14 protein-coding genes are annotated in these 17,930 nt (G+C 70.0%); 8 read left to right on the top strand and 6 right to left on the bottom strand.

Annotation, left to right across the window (positions count from 1 at the left end; genetic code table 11):
- Position 1 precedes the first annotated feature (1 nt).
- From JJ685_RS27150 to JJ685_RS27140, 3 genes are all read left to right on the top strand, one after another.
- A complete protein-coding gene (locus JJ685_RS27150; RefSeq protein ID WP_201677517.1) occupies positions 2–427 on the top strand; it encodes a biopolymer transporter ExbD in 426 nt (141 codons plus the stop codon).
- Between the two features lie 7 nt (positions 428–434).
- Positions 435–1,310, top strand: a complete 876-nt coding sequence (gene tolA, locus JJ685_RS27145) for a cell envelope integrity protein TolA (protein ID WP_201677516.1) — start codon at positions 435–437, stop codon at positions 1,308–1,310.
- Between the two features lie 197 nt (positions 1,311–1,507).
- On the top strand, positions 1,508–2,227 hold the full coding sequence (locus tag JJ685_RS27140; protein WP_201677515.1) for a TauD/TfdA dioxygenase family protein: 720 nt from the start codon (positions 1,508–1,510) through the stop codon (positions 2,225–2,227).
- A gap of 143 nt (positions 2,228–2,370) precedes the next feature.
- On the opposite strand, the gene dnaE is transcribed toward JJ685_RS27140, so the two are convergent.
- The 4 genes from dnaE to JJ685_RS27120 form a co-directional block, all read right to left on the bottom strand.
- Positions 2,371–5,838: a DNA polymerase III subunit alpha gene (dnaE, locus tag JJ685_RS27135; RefSeq protein ID WP_201677514.1), complete on the bottom strand. Its 3,468-nt coding sequence runs from the start codon at positions 5,836–5,838 to the stop codon at positions 2,371–2,373.
- A gap of 499 nt (positions 5,839–6,337) precedes the next feature.
- On the bottom strand, positions 6,338–7,234 hold the full coding sequence (locus JJ685_RS27130; RefSeq protein WP_201677513.1) for a pirin family protein: 897 nt from the start codon (positions 7,232–7,234) through the stop codon (positions 6,338–6,340).
- Between the two features lie 36 nt (positions 7,235–7,270).
- A complete protein-coding gene (locus tag JJ685_RS27125) occupies positions 7,271–7,699 on the bottom strand; it encodes a DoxX family protein (RefSeq protein ID WP_201677617.1) in 429 nt (142 codons plus the stop codon).
- 70 nt (positions 7,700–7,769) lie between these two features.
- Positions 7,770–8,474, bottom strand: coding sequence for a pirin family protein (locus JJ685_RS27120; RefSeq protein WP_201677512.1), 705 nt, complete (start codon positions 8,472–8,474; stop codon positions 7,770–7,772).
- A gap of 106 nt (positions 8,475–8,580) precedes the next feature.
- Here JJ685_RS27120 and JJ685_RS27115 point away from each other — a divergent pair, with 106 nt between their 5' ends.
- From JJ685_RS27115 to trmB, 3 genes are read left to right on the top strand one after another with little or no spacing between them, the layout of a single operon-like run.
- Positions 8,581–9,528, top strand: a complete 948-nt coding sequence (locus tag JJ685_RS27115; protein WP_201677511.1) for a LysR family transcriptional regulator — start codon at positions 8,581–8,583, stop codon at positions 9,526–9,528.
- Between the two features lie 7 nt (positions 9,529–9,535).
- Positions 9,536–10,405, top strand: a complete 870-nt coding sequence (gluQRS, locus tag JJ685_RS27110; RefSeq protein ID WP_201677510.1) for a tRNA glutamyl-Q(34) synthetase GluQRS — start codon at positions 9,536–9,538, stop codon at positions 10,403–10,405.
- Positions 10,406–10,419: 14 nt separating this feature from the next.
- Entirely contained in the window at positions 10,420–11,121 is a 702-nt protein-coding gene (gene trmB, locus JJ685_RS27105) for a tRNA (guanosine(46)-N7)-methyltransferase TrmB (RefSeq protein WP_201677509.1), read from the top strand.
- Positions 11,122–11,191: 70 nt separating this feature from the next.
- Here trmB and alaS read toward each other — a convergent pair whose 3' ends face one another.
- Together alaS and JJ685_RS27095 are read right to left on the bottom strand one after the other, a co-directional pair.
- A complete protein-coding gene (gene alaS / locus JJ685_RS27100; RefSeq protein WP_201677508.1) occupies positions 11,192–13,816 on the bottom strand; it encodes an alanine--tRNA ligase in 2,625 nt (874 codons plus the stop codon).
- A 141-nt stretch (positions 13,817–13,957) separates the two neighbouring features.
- The gene (locus tag JJ685_RS27095) at positions 13,958–15,364 is read right to left on the bottom strand and encodes an aminotransferase-like domain-containing protein (protein ID WP_201677507.1); all 1,407 of its coding nucleotides are present in this window, start codon (positions 15,362–15,364) and stop codon (positions 13,958–13,960) included.
- 135 nt (positions 15,365–15,499) lie between these two features.
- Between JJ685_RS27095 and gabT the strand changes: the two genes are divergently transcribed.
- Both gabT and JJ685_RS27085 read left to right on the top strand, forming a co-directional pair.
- A complete protein-coding gene (gabT, locus tag JJ685_RS27090) occupies positions 15,500–16,798 on the top strand; it encodes a 4-aminobutyrate--2-oxoglutarate transaminase (protein ID WP_201677506.1) in 1,299 nt (432 codons plus the stop codon).
- Positions 16,782–17,921, top strand: coding sequence for an ABC transporter ATP-binding protein (locus JJ685_RS27085; protein WP_201677505.1), 1,140 nt, complete (start codon positions 16,782–16,784; stop codon positions 17,919–17,921). The genes gabT and JJ685_RS27085 overlap by 17 nt, the downstream gene beginning before the upstream one ends.
- Positions 17,922–17,930 lie beyond the last annotated feature (9 nt).

Genomic DNA, 17,930 nt, shown 5'->3' with positions numbered 1-17,930 from the left:
CATGCCGGCCGTCGCACAGCGCGGCCGCGGCCGCCGCACGATGAACGAGATCAACATGGTCCCGTTCATCGACGTCATGCTGGTGCTGCTGATCATCTTCATGGTGACCGCGCCCCTCATCACGCCGAGCCTGATCGACCTGCCCACCGTGGGCAAGGCCTCGCGCAAGCCGGACAAGGTAGTGGAAGTGCTGGTCGGCAAGGACGAGGCCCTGCAACTGAGGAGCGGCGACAAGACCCAGTCCCTGGTGCTGAACGACATCGCGCCCGCGGTGCTGCAGGCGCAGTCCGGGGAGGCGCCCGGCAGCGTCGCCGTGGTGATCAGCGCCGACCGGAACGTGAAGTACGAGACCGTCGTGAAGGTGATGGACACGCTGCAGCGCAACGGCGTGCAGCGCGTCGGCCTGTCCGTGCAGGTCGCCCGCTGAACCGGCCATGGACGCCGCCGCCGACCGCCCCGAATTCGCTCCGCCCCCGCAGGATGCGATGGGCCGCGGCCTGGTGCTGGCGCTGGTCGCGCACGCGCTGCTGGTCGCCGGTCTCGCGTCCGGGCTGAAGTGGCAGCGCGAAAGCCAGTCGGTGGCGGTGGAGGCCGAGCTGTGGTCCGCCGTGCCGCGGGAAGCGGCGCCGCCCGAGCCGCCGCAGCCGCCGCCGGCCCCGCCGCAGCCCGTGGTGAAGCCGCCGCCGCCGCAACCGGACCCGCAGTTGCAGCGCGACGCGCAGATCGCGCGCGAGCGCGAGCTCAAGCGGGAGGTCGAAGAGAAGAAGCGGGCGGAGCTGGAACGCGAACGCGAGGAGCGCCGCAAGCTCGAGGCGAAGAAGAAGCGCGAGGAGGAGCTCGCGAAGAAGAAGGAAGAAGCCCGTCTCGCAGCCGAGGCGAAGCGCAAGGAAGAAGAGAAGAAGCACAAGGAGCAGGAAGCGAAGGAGGCTCGCGACGCGAAGAAGCTCGCGCAGCAGCGCGAGGACAACCTGCGGCGCATGCAGGCCCTGGCCGGCACCGGCGCGCCCGGCTCCACCGGCAGCGCCGCGAAGGCGTCCGGGCCTTCCGCGGGCTGGGGCGCGAAGGTCAACGCCCGGGTGCGCCCCAACATCACGTTCACCGACAACATCGACGGGAACCCGAAGGCGGAAGTCGAGGTCCGCACGTCGCCGGACGGCACGATCGTCTCGAGCAAGCTGGTGCGCTCCAGCGGCGTCAAGTCCTGGGACGACGCGGTGCTGCGGGCCCTGCAGAAGACCGAGTCCCTGCCCCGCGACGTGGACGGCCGCGTGCCCTCGCCGGTCGTCATCGAGTTCCGGCCCAAGGGCTGAGAGCCCGACCCCGTTGTGCCCGCGCACTGTCAGTTCTGACAGGGGCGGCGGGCATCGTGCCCCGATTCCCTGCATCCGCCGCTGGGCCTTGCCCTGCTATTTCTGACAGGGCCTGTTGCAAGCGTTGGTAAGGGGGCGCCGCCGGGCACTCGACCTGGCCAACACTCGCACTCAGAAGTGCAGATCAGAAGGGAGAAATGTCGATGGTCCAGGAACCCCTGGGGGCCGGTTTCGGAGCCCTGGTCGAAGACGTGGCGCTCGCCGATCTCGACGCGGCCGCCTTCCGCCAGCTCTATGCCCTGTGGCAGCGCCAGCACCTTCTGGTGTTCCGCGGCCACGGGCTGGATCGCGAGGGCCTGCTCGCCTTCGGCGCGCGCTTCGGCCAGGTCGATCCGCTGCCGGACCTGGGCGCCGGCGAAACGCGCTGGGGCGTGGACCTCGCCTGGACCGAGCGGCCGCCCTTCGGCTGCCTGCTGCATGCGCGCCAGGTGCCCGAAAGCGGCGGTGCGACCTGGTTCGCCTGCCTGCCCGCCGCGCTGCGCCTGATCGCGCCCGACCTCCAGGCACGGCTGCGCTGGCTGGCCGTGCAGCACGGCCCCAACGTGCATCCCATGGTGATCATGCAGCCCGAGACCGGCGAGCACTCGCTGTTCCTCGGCAGCCGCCGCGAGTCGCGCATCACGGACGTGCCGATCGCCGAATCCGAGCGGCTGCTGAACATCGCCTGGAGCTACGGCACGGCCGAAGCGGTGACCCTGTGCCACCCGTGGCAGCGCGGCGACATCGTGCTGTGGAACAACCTCACCGTGATGCACCGCCACGACGCCGCCCCGGCAGGCACGTCGCGCAAGCTGCAGCGCGCGCGGATCCAGGGGCGGTATACCTTGGCGGCGCCGATCGAGAAGGAGGCTGCGTAGGGGTTGGGGCTTAAACCAAAACAGCCGAACGCAGAGGGCGCAGAGGATTCGCAGAGGGCGCAGAAAATTCCTTAAGAGGTTTTTTCTGCGTCCTTTGCGTACCTCTGCGCCCTCTGCGTTCGGCTGTTTGGTTGAAAGACGGCCTAAGACTCGTACACCACCTGCGCCTGCCCCTGGTAGGCCTGGGCCATCCAGCTGGCCAGGGCGGCGTCGGTCGGGAAGAACCTGGCCTGCTCGCCGAGTTGCAGTTCCGCGCGGGCTTCGTCGCGCAGCACTTCCAGCCGCACGGGGAGGCCGCGCAGCAGTTCGCCCTGCTCCGTCATTTCCTTCTTCGGCGGGAATTCGCGCACCAGGCGCTGGATGTCCGGCGCGGTGCCGTTGACGGCCACCTTGAGGTACTTGCCGAAGCGGCAGCGCGCGGTGGCGAGGTCCCAGATCTGCTGCACGTTGAGGCGGAAGCCGCCGGAGAAGCGGTCCGGTTGCAGCTTCGCCTGCACCACGATCAGCTCGTCGTCCTTGAACCAGGCCGACTGCGGCTTGTACACCGACTCGTCGGCCGCGGCCTCGATCACGTCGCTCTTGTCGTCGAGCTTGAACAGCGCCAGCTTGCCGCGCTGGCCGTTGATCACGCGCAGGTCCGTCACGATGCCTGCCAGCAGCAGCGGCTCGCGGGTGTCCACCAGCTCCTCGATCTTGCGGCGGCAGAAGCGGCGCACCTCGCGCTCCACCTCGTCGAACAGGTGGCCCGAGAGGTAGAAGCCGATCGCCGTCTTCTCCTGCGACAGCCGCTCCTTCACGCCCCAGGGCGTGGCCTCCACCAGGTCCGGCTCCTGCGTGCTGGCGCCGTGAGAATCCTCTCCGCCCAGGTCGAACAGGCCGCCCTGGTTGGCGTTGGCCTCCTGCGCCGCCGCGAATTCGTAGGCGCGGTCGATGGTCGCCACCAGCGAAGCCCGATTGAGCTGCAGCGAATCGAAGGCGCCGGCCTTGATCAGCGCTTCCACCGTCCGCTTGTTGATGCGCGAGCGGTCCACGCGGCAGCAGAAGTCGTAGAGGCTCTTGAAGGCACCGCCCTCTTCGCGCGCGGCGACGATCGCCTCGATGGCCGACTGGCCGGTGCCCTTGATCGCGCCCAGGCCGTAGCGGATCACCTTGTCCGAGATCGGCTCGAAGCGCCAGGTGCCACGGTTGATGTCCGGCGCCTCGAAGCTCATGCCGAAGTTCTTGACCGCGTCCTCGTGCAACACCTTCAGCTTGTCGGTGTTGTCCATTTCGATGGTCATGTTGGCGCAGTAGAACTCCGCCGTGAAATGGACCTTCAACCAGCCCGTGTGGTAGGCCAGCAGCGAGTAGGCGGCGGCGTGCGACTTGTTGAAGCCGTAGCCGGCGAACTTCTCCATCAGGTCGAAGACCTCGTCGGCCTTGTCCTGGCTGAGGCCGTTCTTCGCCGCGCCCTCCCGGAAGATCGCGCGGTGCTGCGCCATCTCCTCGGCCTTCTTCTTGCCCATGGCCCGCCGCAGCAGGTCGGCGCCGCCGAGCGAATAGCCGCCCAGCACCTGCGCCGTCTGCATCACCTGCTCCTGGTAGACCATGATCCCGTAGGTCTCCGAGAGCACCTTCTCCACCATTGGGTGCGGGTACTCCACCTCCTCGCGGCCGTGCTTGCGGGCCACGAAGGTGGGAATCAGATCCATCGGGCCGGGCCGGTACAGCGCGTTCAGCGCGATCAGGTCCTCCAGCCGCGAGGGCCGCGCGTCGCGCAGCATGCCCTGCATGCCGCGGGATTCGAACTGGAACACCGCCTCGGTCTTGCCGTCGGTGAACAGCCGGTAGGTGGCCGCGTCGTCCAGCGGGATCGTCTCGAAGGCGAAGTCCTTGCGGCTTGGATGGCGGCGCACGATGAACTCGCGCGCCAGCTCCAGGATGGTCAGCGTGGCGAGGCCCAGGAAGTCGAACTTCACCAGGCCGGCCGCCTCCACGTCGTCCTTGTCGTACTGGCTCACCGCGGAATCGCTGCCCGGCTGCTGGTACAGCGGCGTGAAGTCGGTGAGCTTGCCCGGGGCGATCAGCACGCCGCCCGCGTGCATGCCGATGTTGCGGGTCATGCCTTCGAGCTTCTGCGCCAGGTCCAGCAGGGTGCGCACTTCCTCCTCGCGGTCGTAGCGCTCCTTGAGCATGGGCTCCTGCTCCAGCGCGTCCGCGATCGTGATGTGCGTGCCGGGCTTGTTCGGGATCAGCTTGCTGATGCCGTCGCAGAAGGTGTAGCTCATGTCGAGCACCCGGCCCACGTCGCGCACGGCGGCGCGCGCGGCCATCGTGCCGAAGGTCGCGATCTGCGACACGGCGTCGCGGCCGTACTTCTCCTTCACGTACTCGATCACGCGGTCGCGGTTGCCCTGGCAGAAGTCGATGTCGAAGTCGGGCATCGACACCCGTTCCGGGTTCAGGAAACGCTCGAACAGGAGGCTGTACTGCAGCGGGTCGAGATCGGTGATCTTCAGCGCGTAGGCCACGAGCGAGCCGGCGCCGGAGCCCCGGCCCGGGCCGACCGGGCAGCCGTGGTTCTTGGCCCAGTTGATGAAGTCGCCCACGATCAGGAAGTAGCCGGGGAACCCCATCTTCAGGATGATCCCGAGCTCGAACTCCAGCCGTTCCTCGTAGCGGGGGCGCACCTGCTCGCGCTCGGCCTCTTTCGGGAACAGGTGCAGCAGGCGCTCCTTCAGGCCCTCGTGCGAGGCGTAGCGGAAGTACTCCTCGGCCGGCATGCCGTTGGGCGTGGGGAAGTTGGGCAGGCGCGGCTTGCCCAGTTCCAGCACGAGGTTGCAGCGGCGCGCGATCTCCAGCGTGTTGGCGACGGCCGAGGGCAGATCCGCGAACAGCGCCTCCATCTGCGCCTGCGACTTGAAGTACTGCTCGCGCGTGAAGCGGCGCACCCGGCGCGGGTTGCCCAGGATCTCGCCTTCGGAAATGCAGACGCGGGCCTCGTGCGCCTCGTAGTCGTCTTCCTTCGTGAACTGCACCGGGTGGGTGGCCACCACCGGCAGGCTCAGCCGGGCGGCCAGTTGCACGGCGGCAGCCACGTGCGGCTCGTCGTCGGGCCGGCCGGCGCGCTGCAGCTCGATGTAGAAGCGGTGCGGGAACAGGCCGGCGAGCTGCAGCGCCAGTTCGGAGGCGCGGCCCTCGTCGCCCTGCAGCAGGGCCTGGCCGAGCGGGCCGGCCTGCGCCCCGGACAGCAGGATCAGCCCTTCGTTCAGTTCCTGCAGCCATTCGAGCCGGGCCACGCCCTGGGCCCGGACCACGTTCTTCGTCCAGGCCCGGGCAAGGATCTCGCAGAGGTTCAGGTAGCCCCGGTGGTTCTGCACCAGCAGCAGCACGCGGGTGACGACGGCCGGGTCGGCGCCCAGGCCCTGCAGCATCAGCTCGCAACCGATCACGGGCTTGACGCCCTTGCCGCGGCCTTCCTTGTAGAACTTGATGGCGCCAAAGAGGTTGTTCAGGTCCGACAGGCCCAGCGCCGGCTGGCCGTCCGCGGCCGCCGCCTTCATGACCTCGTCGATGCGGTTGGTGCCGTCGACGACGGAGAATTCGGAGTGCAGGCGGAGGTGGACGAACATGCCGTCATTCTAGAAAACGGATGTGGTGCGGCCGCCCTTGACAGCGACGGGAGCGGGGTGTCCGTGAAAAGTCCCTTTCCCCCGCTGTTGCGCCGCTTTGGACGCAGCCTTGCAGGCCGGTTGCCTCCGGGCCGGGCCGGAACGGGGCTGTCCGCCTCAGCGACTGTCCTCCGGCGCGGATGGGAGCCCCGGCCCGAACGAAGACCGCGCCCGCGCCTCCCCCTTTATGTCGCTGAGGCGGACAGCCCCGTCCCGGCCCTGCGACGCGCGGGCGCGACGTGCGATGCCTTCGGAACCGCTGTCAGTGGGCGCCCTTTCGCTGCCACTGCAAGGATCTGCGTCTACGCGGGCAGTGAACCCGCTTTCAGCCTCTGAGACTGCGGCGTGGAAGGCCAAGGCGTCCGACTCCGCGGAGCGCAGGACCGGGGCGGGCCCCGGAGGCAACAGGCCCTGACGACTGCGTCCAACTCGCAGCGGCGGATGCGCACTGCGAGGGCCGTCAAGACCGCGGTTCCGCCGGCGTCGGCGGCGTCGGCGGCAGCGGGATGAACTCCGGATCCCCCGGCACGCCCGCCATGCGCATCGCCTGCCAGTCGGCGCTCGCCTCCAGGATCCGCTCCCTCCGGCTGGACACGAAGTTCCACCACATGTGCCGCGGCGCATCGAGCGCATCGCCGCCGACCAGCACCAGCCGCGCGCCGGCAGGGGCCGCCAGCGCCACGGCCGTCCCCGGCTCCAGCACCGCCATGCGCCGGGTGGCCAGCGGCTCGCCGTCGACCTCCAGCGCGCCCTCGACTGCGTAGACCGCCTGCTGCTGCTCCAGGGCCGGCAGCTCCATGCGCCCGCCGGCGGGCAGCCGGATGTCGAGGTACAGCGTCCGCGACAAGGCCGGCACCGGCGAGCGCGCGCCGAAGGCCTCGCCCACCAGCACCCGCACCCCCGCGTCGCCCACGGCCACCTCCGGGATCGCGTCGGCCGGCGTGTGCGAGAACGCCGGCTCGGTTTCCTCGTGGGCCAGCGGCAGCGCGGTCCACAGCTGCAGCCCGTGGTTCACGTACGCCACCTCCCGCAGGTGCTCGGGCCGGCGCTCCGAATGCACGATCCCGCGGCCCGCCGTCATCCAGTTGATCGCGCCCGGCGCGATCAGCTGCGTGCTGCCGAGGCTGTCGCGATGCGTCATCGCGCCCTCGAACAGGTAGGTCACCGTGGCCAGGCCGATGTGCGGATGCGGCCGCACGTCGTGGTTCACCCCGGGCAGTTCCTGCGCCGGCCCGAAGTGGTCGAAGAAGATGAAGGGGCCGACGCTGCGCTGCCGCGCATCGGGCAGGAGCCGCCGCACGAGGAAACCTCCGCCGAGGTCCTTCTCGTGCCCGGAAAGCTGCAGGGCGATGCCCATGTCAGCGCCTCCCGCCAGCGGCGATGCCGGCCATCCTCAGGGCCTCTTGCGGCCGTCGACGCTCAAGGCGCCCGCCCCGAACGCGGCGACGACAAGCAGGCCGCCCACGATGGCCAGGTTCTTGTTGAAGGCCTGCTTCTGCATCATCACCTGCGCCTCGGGGGAGGCCCAGTAGTTGTGGAAGATCGGCGTGATCACCGCGACGAAGATGGCCAGGCCGATCGCCGCCCAGCGCGCCTTGAGGCCGACCAGCAGCGCCAGCCCGAGGCCGAGTTCCGCCGCGATCGCGATCGCGGCGCAGACCTCGGGCAGGGGCACGCCCTTGGACGCGATGTAGCCCACCGTGCCGCTGAATCCCATGATCTTGCCCCAGCCCGCGGGCACGAACAGCCAGGCCAGCAGCACGCGGCCGACCAAGGCCAGCGCGTTCTGCGCCGGCGAGAGCGGCGCCGTGTCGGCGTTCACCGCGAAACCGGAATGGGAGGGTGCGAGAGTTGCCACGAAAATCTCCTTTGCGGGTGGGGGTGGATGGAAATCACTGCCCGGTGAGCTCGAACACCAGGACCTCGGCGTCCTTGCCCTGGGCCAGGGCGAGCTGCGACTCGCGCCGCAGCCGGGCGGCGTCGCCCCCGGACAGCTTCGTGCCGTTGACGGACAGCTCGCCGCGCACGAGGTGCACGTAGACCGGCCGCGCGGGGTCGAGGGGGACGGTGGCGCTTTCCTCGCCGTCGAACAGGCCCGCGTACACCCGCGCGTCGGCGTGGATCCGCACCGAGCCCTCCGCGCCGTCCGGCGAGGCGACCAGGCGCAGCTTGCCGCGCTTGTCGGCCGCGTCGAAGCGCTTCTGCTCGTAGCTCGGCTCGATGCCCTGCACGTTCGGCTCGATCCAGATCTGCAGGAAGTGCGTGGTCTGGTCCTCCGCGTGGTTGAACTCGCTGTGCATCACGCCGCGGCCGGCGCTCATGCGCTGCACGTCGCCGGGCGGGATCGCCTTCACGTTGCCGAGCGTGTCGCGATGCGCGAGTTCGCCCGACAGCACGTAGCTGATGATCTCCATGTCGCGGTGGCCGTGCTGGCCGAAGCCGGTGCCGGGCGCGATGCGGTCCTCGTTGATCACGCGCAGGTTGCCGAAGCCCATGTGCTCGGGGTCGTAGTAGCCGGCGAACGAGAAGCTGTGGAACGACTTGAGCCAGCCGTGGTCGGCGAAGCCGCGCTCCTGGGATTTCCGCAAGGTGAGCATGTGGGGTGTGTCCTTTGAAGGAACGAATTTAGGGCTCGCCCGCCGTGCCGAAAGGGCCACGGATTTGATGGCATCATTCAAAAATCCTGACGACAACGGAAGAGATGTGGCCTCGCCGCGCGACGTGCTGACCCCCGACGCCTTCGGTCTCGTGCAGGCGGTGGCGGACCACGGCAGCTTCGCGGCGGCCGCGCGCGAACTCGGGCTGGTGCCCAGCGCCGTCACCTACCGCATCCGCCAGCTCGAGGACGCGCTGGACGTGCTGCTGTTCGACCGCAGCTCGCGCCAGGCGCGCCTCACCGCCGCCGGCAACGAGCTGCTCTGCGCCGGACAGCAGCTGCTGCAGGACATCGACGCGATGGCGCATCGCGTCCGCCGGGTCGCGACCGGCTGGGAAGTGGAGTTCACGGTCGCGGTCGACACGACCCTGTCGGGCACCACCGTCATGGAACTGGCGGACTCCTTCTACGGGTTGGCCCCGACGACGCGCCTGCGGCTGCGCGACGAGGCGCTGGGCGGAACGCTGGAGGCGCTGACCGCCGGCCGCGCGGACCTCGCGCTGGGCGTGCTGGTCGAGCCGGGGACCACGCCGGGCATCGCGAGCCATGAACTGGGCGACCTCGACTTCGTCTTCGCGGTCGCGCCGCAGCATCCGCTGGCCGCCGCCGGCGAGCCCATCCCGGACGAAGTGCTGATCAAGCACCGCGCCGTCGCCGTCGCCGATTCCGCGCAGCAGCGCGCCAACGCCCTCACCTACGGCCTGCTGGCGGGCCAGGACGTGCTCACCATGCCGAACATGCGGGCGAAGCTCGATGCGCAGCTGCGCGGGCTGGGCGGCGGCTTCCTGCCGGAGCCGCTCGCGCGGCCGTACATCGAGGCGGGCCGGCTGGTCGCGCGGGAGATCCAGCGGGGCAGCCGGCGGACCATCCGCCTGAGCTACGCGTGGCGCAATGCCGGCGCGCTGGGCCCGGGCCGCGCCCTGCAGTGGTGGCTGGCGCAGCTGGAAAGTCCCACGACGCGCACGGCGCTGCTCGAGCGCCACCGCGCCGGGTGAAGGCCTGATGCCTTACCGCGGCAGGTTCGCGCCCTCGCCGAGCGGGCCGCTGCACGCCGGCTCGCTGGTGGCGGCGCTGGCGAGCTGGCTGGACGCGCGCGCGCACGGCGGCCGCTGGCTGGTGCGCATCGAGGATGTCGACCGACCCCGCACGGTGCCCGGCGCCGACGAGGAGATCCTGCGCCAGCTCGCGGCCTGCGGCCTCGTGCCCGACGAAGCGCCCAAGTGGCAATCGCGCCGCGAGTCCCTATACCAGGCCGCGCTGGACCGCCTGGTGGCCGAAGGCAAGGCCTATCCCTGCGCCTGCTCGCGGCGGGACATCGAGCTCGCGCTGCGCGCGCAGGGCCGCGGCCGCACGCGCCACGGCGAGCTGGTCTATCCCGGCACCTGCCGCGGCGGCCTGCACGAGCGGGAGGCGCGGGCCTGGCGATTCCATGTGCGCGAGGGCGTGGTGCCGTGGACCGACCGGCGGGTCGGCGTGCACCTGCAGAACGTGGCCGAGGAGGTCGGCGACTTCGTGCTCAAGCGCGCCGACGGCCTGTTCGCCTACCAGCTCGCCGTGGTGGTCGACGATGCCGACCAGGGCATCACGCACGTGGTGCGCGGCGAAGACCTGGTCGACAACACGCCGCGGCAGATCCTGCTGCAGCATGCGCTGGGCTTCGCGACGCCGCTGTACCTGCACGCGCCGCTGGTGCTGGGGCCCAACGGCGAGAAGCTGTCCAAGCAGAACGGCGCGGCGGCGGTGGAGGTGGCCGATCCCGCGTCGGCGCTGGCCCGGGCGGCCGGCGTGCTGGGCATCCCCGTGGATGCGCACATCGGCGTGGCCGGCTTGCTGGAGCGGGCGGTGCGCGCCTGGGCCGCGCGCTATCCGTAGGGGACAATCGGGGCATGAGCCACGAATCGAACACGCCCGAGAGCGTGCCCCCGCGCCGCGGCATCCGCAGCTTCGTGCTGCGGACGGGCCGCACCACGGTCGGCCAGCAGCGCGCGCTGGACACGCTGGGCCCGCGGTACCTGCTGCCCTACGAACCGGCCCGCATCGACCTGGCCGAGGCCTTCGGCCGCGCCGCGCCCACGGTGCTGGAGATCGGCTTCGGCATGGGCGAGGCGACGGCGCACATCGCGGGCCTGATGCCGGAGAAGAACTTCCTGTGCTGCGAGGTGCACACGCCGGGCGTCGGCGCGCTGCTCAAGCGCATCGGCGACCTGGGCCTGACCAACATCCGGATCGTGCAGCACGATGCGGTGGAGGTGCTGGAGCACATGCTCGCCCCCGAGGCGCTGGCCGGCGTGCACATCTTCTTTCCCGACCCCTGGCACAAGGCCCGGCACAACAAGCGGCGGCTGGTGCAGCCCCACTTCCTGGCCAAGCTGCTGCCGCGGCTGCAGGCGGGCGGCTACCTCCACTGCGCGACCGACTGGGAGCCGTACGCGCAGCAGATGCTGGAGGTGCTGTCGGCGGAGCACCAGCTGCGCAACAGCGCGCATGCGTTCGCGCCGCGGCCGGAGTACCGGCCGCTGACGAAGTTCGAGAACCGCGGGATTCGCCTCGGGCACGGCGTGTGGGACGTCGTGTTCACGAAGAAGTAGCGGGCCCTCACCCGGCCCTCTCCCGCCAAGGGGAGAGGGAGCGCGAAGCGTAGCGCCCGCGGGGGTGGCGCTAGATGCGCTCGGCCACCCAGGCCTGCACCGACTCCAGCGCCCCCGGCAGCTTGCTCGCGTCGGTGCCGCCGGCCATGGCCATGTCGGGCTTGCCGCCGCCCTTGCCGCCGACCTGCTGCGCCACGAAGTTCACCAGGTCGCCGGCCTTGACCTTGCCCATGCGGTCGGCCGTGACGCCGGCCGCCAGCTGCACCTTCGCGCCGTCCACCGCCGCCAGCACGATGGCCGCAGTCTTCAGCTTGTCCTTCAGCTTGTCCATGGTCTCGCGCAGCGCCTTGGCATCGGCGCCGTCGAGCCGCGCCGCCAGCACCTTGACGCCCTTGACGTCCACGGCCTGGTTCACCAGCTCGTCGCCCTGGGAGGAAGCCAGCTTGCCCTTGAGCCCCGCCACTTCCTTTTCGAGCGCACGGACCTGCTCCAGCACCTGGCCGATGCGGGCCTGCAGTTCGGGCACCGGCGCCTTCAGGGCCCCGGCCGCGGAATTCACCGTGCTCTCCAGGTCCTGCAGGTAGGCCAGCGCATTGGCGCCGGTCACCGCCTCGATGCGGCGCACGCCGGCGGCCACGCCGCCTTCGCTCACGATCTTGAACAGGCCGATGTCGCCGGTGCGCCGCACGTGCGTGCCGCCGCACAGTTCGCGCGAGCTGCCGATGTCCAGCACGCGCACGGTGTCGCCGTACTTCTCGCCGAACAGCATCATCGCGCCAGTCGCCTTGGCGGCCTCGATCTCCAGCACGCGCGCCAGCGTTTCCTGGTTGGCCAGGATCTCGGCGTTCACGCGCTTCTCGATCTCGCGGATCTGGTCGTCGCTCACCGGCTGGTTGTGGGTGAAGTCGAAGCGGGTCTTGTCCGCGTCGACCAGCGAGCCCTTCTGCTGCACGTGCGCGCCCAGCACCTCGCGCAGGGCCTTGTGCATCAGGTGCGTGACGCTGTGGTTGCGCATGGTGGCCTGGCGCAGCGCCATGTCGACGGATGCCTTGACCCGGTCGCCGACCTTCAACGTGCCCTGCGTCTGCGTGCCGTGGTGGCCGAACACGTCGGCCTTGATCTTCTGCGTGTCGTCCACGCCGAACTGCACGCCCTCCGCGGCAAGCAAGCCGCTGTCGCCTACCTGGCCGCCGCTCTCGGCGTAGAAGGGCGTGGTGTCCAGCACCACGATGCCGGGCTGGCCTTCTTCCAGTTGCTGCACCGGCGTGCCTTCCCGGTAGAGGGCCAGCACCGTCGCCTCGTCCTCCAGCCGCTCGTAGCCGGTGAAGACGTTGCCGGCGCCGCCGTATTCCAGCGCGCGGTCCATCTTGAACTTGCCGGCGGCACGGCCCGCGGCCTTCTGCCGCTCCATTGCCGCGTCGAAGCCGGCCGCGTCCACCGCCACGCCGCGCTCGCGGCAGACGTCGTTGGTCAGGTCCAGCGGGAAGCCGTAGGTGTCGTGCAGCTTGAAGGCGACGTCGCCGGGCAGCACCTTCTGGTCGCCGGCCAGGGCCGCGTCCAGGATCTCCATGCCGTTGGCGAGCGTCTCGTAGAAGCGCTCTTCCTCGGCCTTCAGCACTTCCATCACGCGCTGCCCGGAGGCCTTGAGGTTCGGATAGGCCTCGCCCATCAGCGCCACCAGGTCCGGCACCAGCTTGTGGAAGAACGGCGTCTTGCGTCCGAGCTTGTAGCCGTGGCGGATCGCGCGGCGGATGATGCGGCGCTGCACATAGCCGCGGCCTTCGTTGGACGGGATCACGCCGTCGGCGACCAGGAAGGCCGTCGCGCGGATGTGGTCGGCGATCACCTTCAGCGAGGGATTGGCGAGGTCCGTGATGCCGGTCTCGCGCGCCGCCGCCTTGATCAGCGTGGCGAAGATGTCGATCTCGTAGTTGCTGTGCACGTGCTGCAGGATCGCCGCCAGGCGCTCCAGGCCCATGCCGGTATCGACGCAGGGCGCGGGCAGCTTCTTCACGCTGCCATCGGGCTGCATGTCGAACTGCATGAACACGTGGTTCCAGATCTCGATGTAGCGGTCGCCGTCCTGGTCCGGGCTGCCGGGGGGGCCGCCGGGGATGCCGGGACCGTGGTCGAAGAAGATCTCCGAGCAGGGGCCGCAGGGGCCGGTGTCGGCCATCATCCAGAAGTTGTCGCTGGCGTACTTCGCGCCCTTGTTGTCGCCGATGCGGACCACGCGCTCGGGCGGCAGGCCGATCTCCCGGGTCCAGATGTCGTAGGCCTCGTCGTCGTCGATGTAGACGGTGGCCCAGAGCCGGTCGGCCGGCAGCTTGTAGACCTGGGTCAGCAGCTCCCAGCCCCACTTCAGCGACTCGCGCTTGAAGTAGTCGCCGAAGGACCAGTTGCCCAGCATCTCGAAGAAGGTGTGGTGGCGGGCGGTGTAGCCCACGTTCTCCAGGTCGTTGTGCTTGCCGCCGGCGCGCAGGCAGGCCTGCACCGAGGCCGCGCGCACGTAGGGGCGCTTGTCCGTGCCGAGGAACACGTCCTTGAACTGCACCATCCCGGAGTTGGTGAACATCAGCGTCGGGTCGTTGCCCGGCACGAGGGGACTCGAGGCGACCACCGTGTGACCCTTGTCCCTGAAGAAGTCCAGGAAAGTCTGGCGGATGTCGGCGACGGTGAATTTGGGAGTGCTCATGGAGGGTCCAGCTGAACCTTTGATTATAGGTTTCGGCCCCTGTCCGCCCTGGCTCGGCCGCAATATCACCTCAGGGTGGCGAGATAGCCGGCCATGTCGCGGGCGTCCGGGCGCCCGGACGCCCGGTGGATGGGTGAAGGCTCAGGCGGCCTGGCGCTGCGCCGGGTCGACTTCGCCGCGCAGGAAGTCGATCACGCTGTCGGGGCAGAAAGCCACGTTGAACCGCAGCCACGGACTCGGCGCCAGGTCGGTGGTGAACAGGTGGCCCGGCCCCAGCAGGATGTCCTGTTCGGCCGCCTTGTAGGCCAGCTCCGCGGAATTCGCGATCGCCGGGTGCCGCGCCCACAGCAGCATCCCCGCCTTGGGTTCGCAGAACAGCTCGAAGCCGAGTCCCGCCAGTTGCGCGCTCGTGCGCAGGTGCGCCTCCGCGAGCCGCTCGCGCAGGTGCTTCACGTGCTTGCGCCAGCGCCCGTCCACCAACGCGCCATAGGCGAGCCGCTCGGTGAACTCGGAGGACGTCAGGCCGGAGAGCATCTTCAACTGCGCCAGTTCCTCCAGCAGGTCCGGCTGAGCCGCCAGGTAGCCGACCCGGATGTTGGGCGAAATCGTCTTGGAGAAGCTGCCGATGTGGACCACCCGCTGCAGCTGGTCGAGGCTGGCCAGCGAGGGCCTCTGTTCCGGATCGAGGTCGACGTAGATGTCGTTCTCCACGATCACGAAGTCGTACTTCTCGGCCAGCTGCAGCACGCGGTGCAGGTGCGCGAGCTGCGCGCTGCAGCCGGTGGGGCTCTGCAGCCGCGGCTGCACGAAGAACACCTTGGGCCGGTGTTCGCGGATCCGCGCCTCCAGCACCTCCAGGTCCCAGCCCTGGGACGTGCGCGGCGCGCCCACCAGCCGCGCGCGCAGGAAGCGCAGCGAGGACAGCAGGTTGGCGTAGCCGGGCTCCTCCACCAGCACCGGATCGCCGGCGCGCACCAGCCGGCGCGCCGCCAGGTCGAGCGCCTGGCTGGAGCCCTGCGTCAGCAGCACCTGGTCGGTGTGGGCGTTGACCTGGTGCTCCGCCAGCAGGTCGCGCACCAGCTGCCGCAGCGGGGGATAGCCCTTGGGCTCGCCGTAGCCGCCCAGGTCCGCCTCCTCCGCGGCCAGCGCGCGCAGGCTGCGCTTGACCCCGTCGCCGAACAGCCATTCGTTGGGCAGCCAGCCGCACCCGGGCTTGCTGCGCAGCGACCGGTTCTCGAAGATCCGGCGCATGTACCACATCGAGTCGAAGGTGTAGTTGCCGCGGGTGCTGGTCTGGGCCAGCGCGCCGGTCGCGCGGCTGCGCACGAAGAAGCCCGAATGCGGGCGCGAGGCGAAGAAGCCCAGCGCCACCAGCCGGTCGTAGGCATCGACCACGGTGTAGACGCTGACCGCGTGCGAGGCCGCGAACTGCCGGATCGAGGGCAGCTTGGCGCCGGGGCGCAGCGTCCCCTCCTCGATCAGGCGGCGAAAGCCCTCCACGATCTGGGTCACCAGGGGCGTGGCCGATCGCGGGTCGAGGGTGAACATGGGATCTGTACTGGGTCGGAGGCCTGCACAGTGCTTCCGCTGTGCGGGTCGAACTGTATATGTTAGACCTCGCCTTCGCTGCCTACAGTCTGCCCCACCCCGCTCGCGGGACTTGAGACAGATCAAAGGAGCGACATGCAAAGAGACCAGCACCTGACCAACGCCGCGCTGCTGGCGCGCCGGCAGGCAGCCGTCGTGCGCGGCGTAGGCCATGCCCACACGATCTTCGCCGAGCGGGCGTCCAACGCCGAGGTGTGGGACGTCGAAGGCCGGCGCTTCATCGACTTCGCCGGCGGCATCGCCGTCCTCAACACCGGCCACTGCCACCCCAAGGTGATCGCCGCGGTGAAGGCGCAGATGGACAAGTTCACGCACACCTGCTTCCAGGTGCTCGCCTACGAACCCTACGTCGAACTGGCGGAGCGCCTCAACGCGCTGGCGCCGGGGCAGTTCGCCAAGAAGACCCTGTTCCTGACCACCGGCGCGGAAGCGGTGGAGAACGCGATCAAGATCGCGCGTTCCCACACCGGCCGTCCCGGCGTGATCGCCTTCGGCGGCGGCTACCACGGCCGCACGATGATGACGCTGGGCCTCACGGGCAAGGTCGCTCCCTACAAGCTCGGCTTCGGCCCCTTCCCGGCCGACGTGTTCCACGCCACCTGGCCGATGCCCTCGCGCGGCATCTCCGTGGACGACGCCATCGCCTCGATCGAGGCGATCTTCCGCAACGACATCGAGGCCTCGCGGGTGGCGGCGATCATCGCCGAGCCGGTGCAGGGCGAAGGCGGCTTCCACGTCGCGCCGCCGGAGTTCTTCCCGCGGCTGCGCGCGCTGTGCGACCAGCACGGCATCCTGCTGATCGCCGACGAGGTGCAGACCGGCGCCGGTCGCACGGGCACCTGGTTCGCCAGCGAGCAGATGGGCGCGGCGCCCGACATGATCACGTCCGCGAAGTCGCTGGCGGGCGGCTTCCCGATCTCCGCCGTGACCGGCCGCGCCGAGGTGATGGACGCGCCGGCGCCCGGCGGCCTGGGCGGCACCTATGCCGGCAGCCCACTCGGCTGTGCCGCCGCGCTGGCGGTGCTGGAGGTGTTCGAGGAAGAGCAGCTGCTCGCCCGCGCCCGCCACCTGGGCGAGAAGATGATGACGTCCCTGCGCATCCTGGCCCGCCGCCACCGCAGCATGGCGGAAGTGCGGGGCCTGGGCGCGATGGTGGCCATCGAGTTCGGCCGCGACGGCGAGCTCGCGCAGCCCGATGCCGAGCTCGCGAAGAAGGTGGTCGCGGCCGCGGCGGAGCGTGGGCTCATCCTGCTGACCTGCGGCACCTGGGGCAACGTGGTGCGTATCCTGGTACCGCTCACGGCCAGCGATGCGGTCATCGACGAAGGCCTGGCCATCCTCGCGAGCGTGCTGGACCATGTCGGCGCGCCCTGAGCCCGCCGCGCGCGCCGACGGCTCCGGCCGCGCGCCGGCGCTGAAGCTCGTCCAGCCGCCGCTGGTGAGCTTCACCGGCGTGCAGAAGAGCTACGACGGCAGCAGCCTCGTGGTGCGCGACCTCGACCTGGAGATCCGGCGCGGCGAGTTCCTCACGCTGCTGGGCCCCTCCGGCTCCGGCAAGACCACCACGCTGATGATGCTGGCCGGCTTCGAATCGCCCACCCAGGGCGAGATCAGCCTGGCCGGCACGCCGATCACGCGCACGCCGCCGCACAAGCGCAACTTCGGCATGGTGTTCCAGAACTACGCGCTGTTCCCGCACATGACGGTGGAACAGAACGTGGCCTACCCGCTCACCGTGCGCAAGGTGCCGCGCGAGGAGCAGAAGAAGAAGGTGGCGCAGGCGCTCGAAAGCGTGCGGCTCGGGCCGCTCGGTTCGCGCTATCCCGCGCAGCTCTCCGGCGGCCAGCAGCAGCGCGTGGCGCTGGCCCGCGCGCTGGTGTTCGAGCCGCAGCTGGTACTGATGGACGAACCGCTCGGCGCCCTGGACAAGCAGCTGCGCGAGCACATGCAGGTGGAACTGAAGGAGTTGCACCGCCAGCTCGGACTCACCTTCGTCTACGTGACGCACGACCAATCGGAGGCGCTCACCATGTCGGACCGCGTCGCCGTGTTCAACGACGGCGCGATCCAGCAGATCGACCGCGTCGACCGCCTGTACGAGACGCCCTCCAACCGCTTCGTCGCCAGCTTCGTCGGCGACAGCACCCTGCTGGAAGGCGTGGTCACCGGCAGCTCGGGCAGCGGCTGCATCGTGGGCCTGCCCAATGGCGTGCGGGTGAGCGGCGTCAACGTCAACGGCGCGCAGCCCGGCGACCGCGTCGTCTGCTGCATCCGCCCCGAGCGGGTCGAGCTGACCGGCGTGCTGAACCAGGCCAACACCTTCGAGGCCACGGTGGTCGACGTGCTCTATTTCGGCGACCACCTGCGGCTGCGCTGCACCGTCCCCGGCCAGCCCGAGGCCATGGTCAAGCTGCCGCTGGGCCGCCACGAAGTTCCCTCTCTCGGCGAAACGGTGTTCCTGTACGCCGCCGAGGAACACCTGCGCATCTATCTCTGATCCCTTTCC

This window comes from Ramlibacter monticola (assembly GCF_016722785.1).
Taxonomy (GTDB): domain Bacteria; phylum Pseudomonadota; class Gammaproteobacteria; order Burkholderiales; family Burkholderiaceae_C; genus Ramlibacter; species Ramlibacter monticola.
Note: the sequence above shows the minus strand (reverse complement) of the source record. Positions and strands in the feature narration are given on the sequence as shown.

Bases quoted from the DNA above. Each gene is read 5' to 3' on its own strand.
- JJ685_RS27150 (WP_201677517.1), top strand. From the start codon at position 2: ATGCCGGCCGTCGCACAGCGCGGCCGCGGCCGCCGCACGATGAACGAG.
- tolA (WP_201677516.1), top strand. From the start codon at position 435: ATGGACGCCGCCGCCGACCGCCCCGAATTCGCTCCGCCCCCGCAGGAT.
- JJ685_RS27140 (WP_201677515.1), top strand. From the start codon at position 1,508: ATGTCGATGGTCCAGGAACCCCTGGGGGCCGGTTTCGGAGCCCTGGTC.
- dnaE (WP_201677514.1), bottom strand. From the start codon at position 5,838: ATGTTCGTCCACCTCCGCCTGCACTCCGAATTCTCCGTCGTCGACGGC.
- JJ685_RS27130 (WP_201677513.1), bottom strand. From the start codon at position 7,234: ATGGGCATCGCCCTGCAGCTTTCCGGGCACGAGAAGGACCTCGGCGGA.
- JJ685_RS27120 (WP_201677512.1), bottom strand. From the start codon at position 8,474: ATGCTCACCTTGCGGAAATCCCAGGAGCGCGGCTTCGCCGACCACGGC.
- gluQRS (WP_201677510.1), top strand. From the start codon at position 9,536: ATGCCTTACCGCGGCAGGTTCGCGCCCTCGCCGAGCGGGCCGCTGCAC.
- trmB (WP_201677509.1), top strand. From the start codon at position 10,420: ATGAGCCACGAATCGAACACGCCCGAGAGCGTGCCCCCGCGCCGCGGC.
- alaS (WP_201677508.1), bottom strand. From the start codon at position 13,816: ATGAGCACTCCCAAATTCACCGTCGCCGACATCCGCCAGACTTTCCTG.
- JJ685_RS27095 (WP_201677507.1), bottom strand. From the start codon at position 15,364: ATGTTCACCCTCGACCCGCGATCGGCCACGCCCCTGGTGACCCAGATC.
- gabT (WP_201677506.1), top strand. From the start codon at position 15,500: ATGCAAAGAGACCAGCACCTGACCAACGCCGCGCTGCTGGCGCGCCGG.
- JJ685_RS27085 (WP_201677505.1), top strand. From the start codon at position 16,782: ATGTCGGCGCGCCCTGAGCCCGCCGCGCGCGCCGACGGCTCCGGCCGC.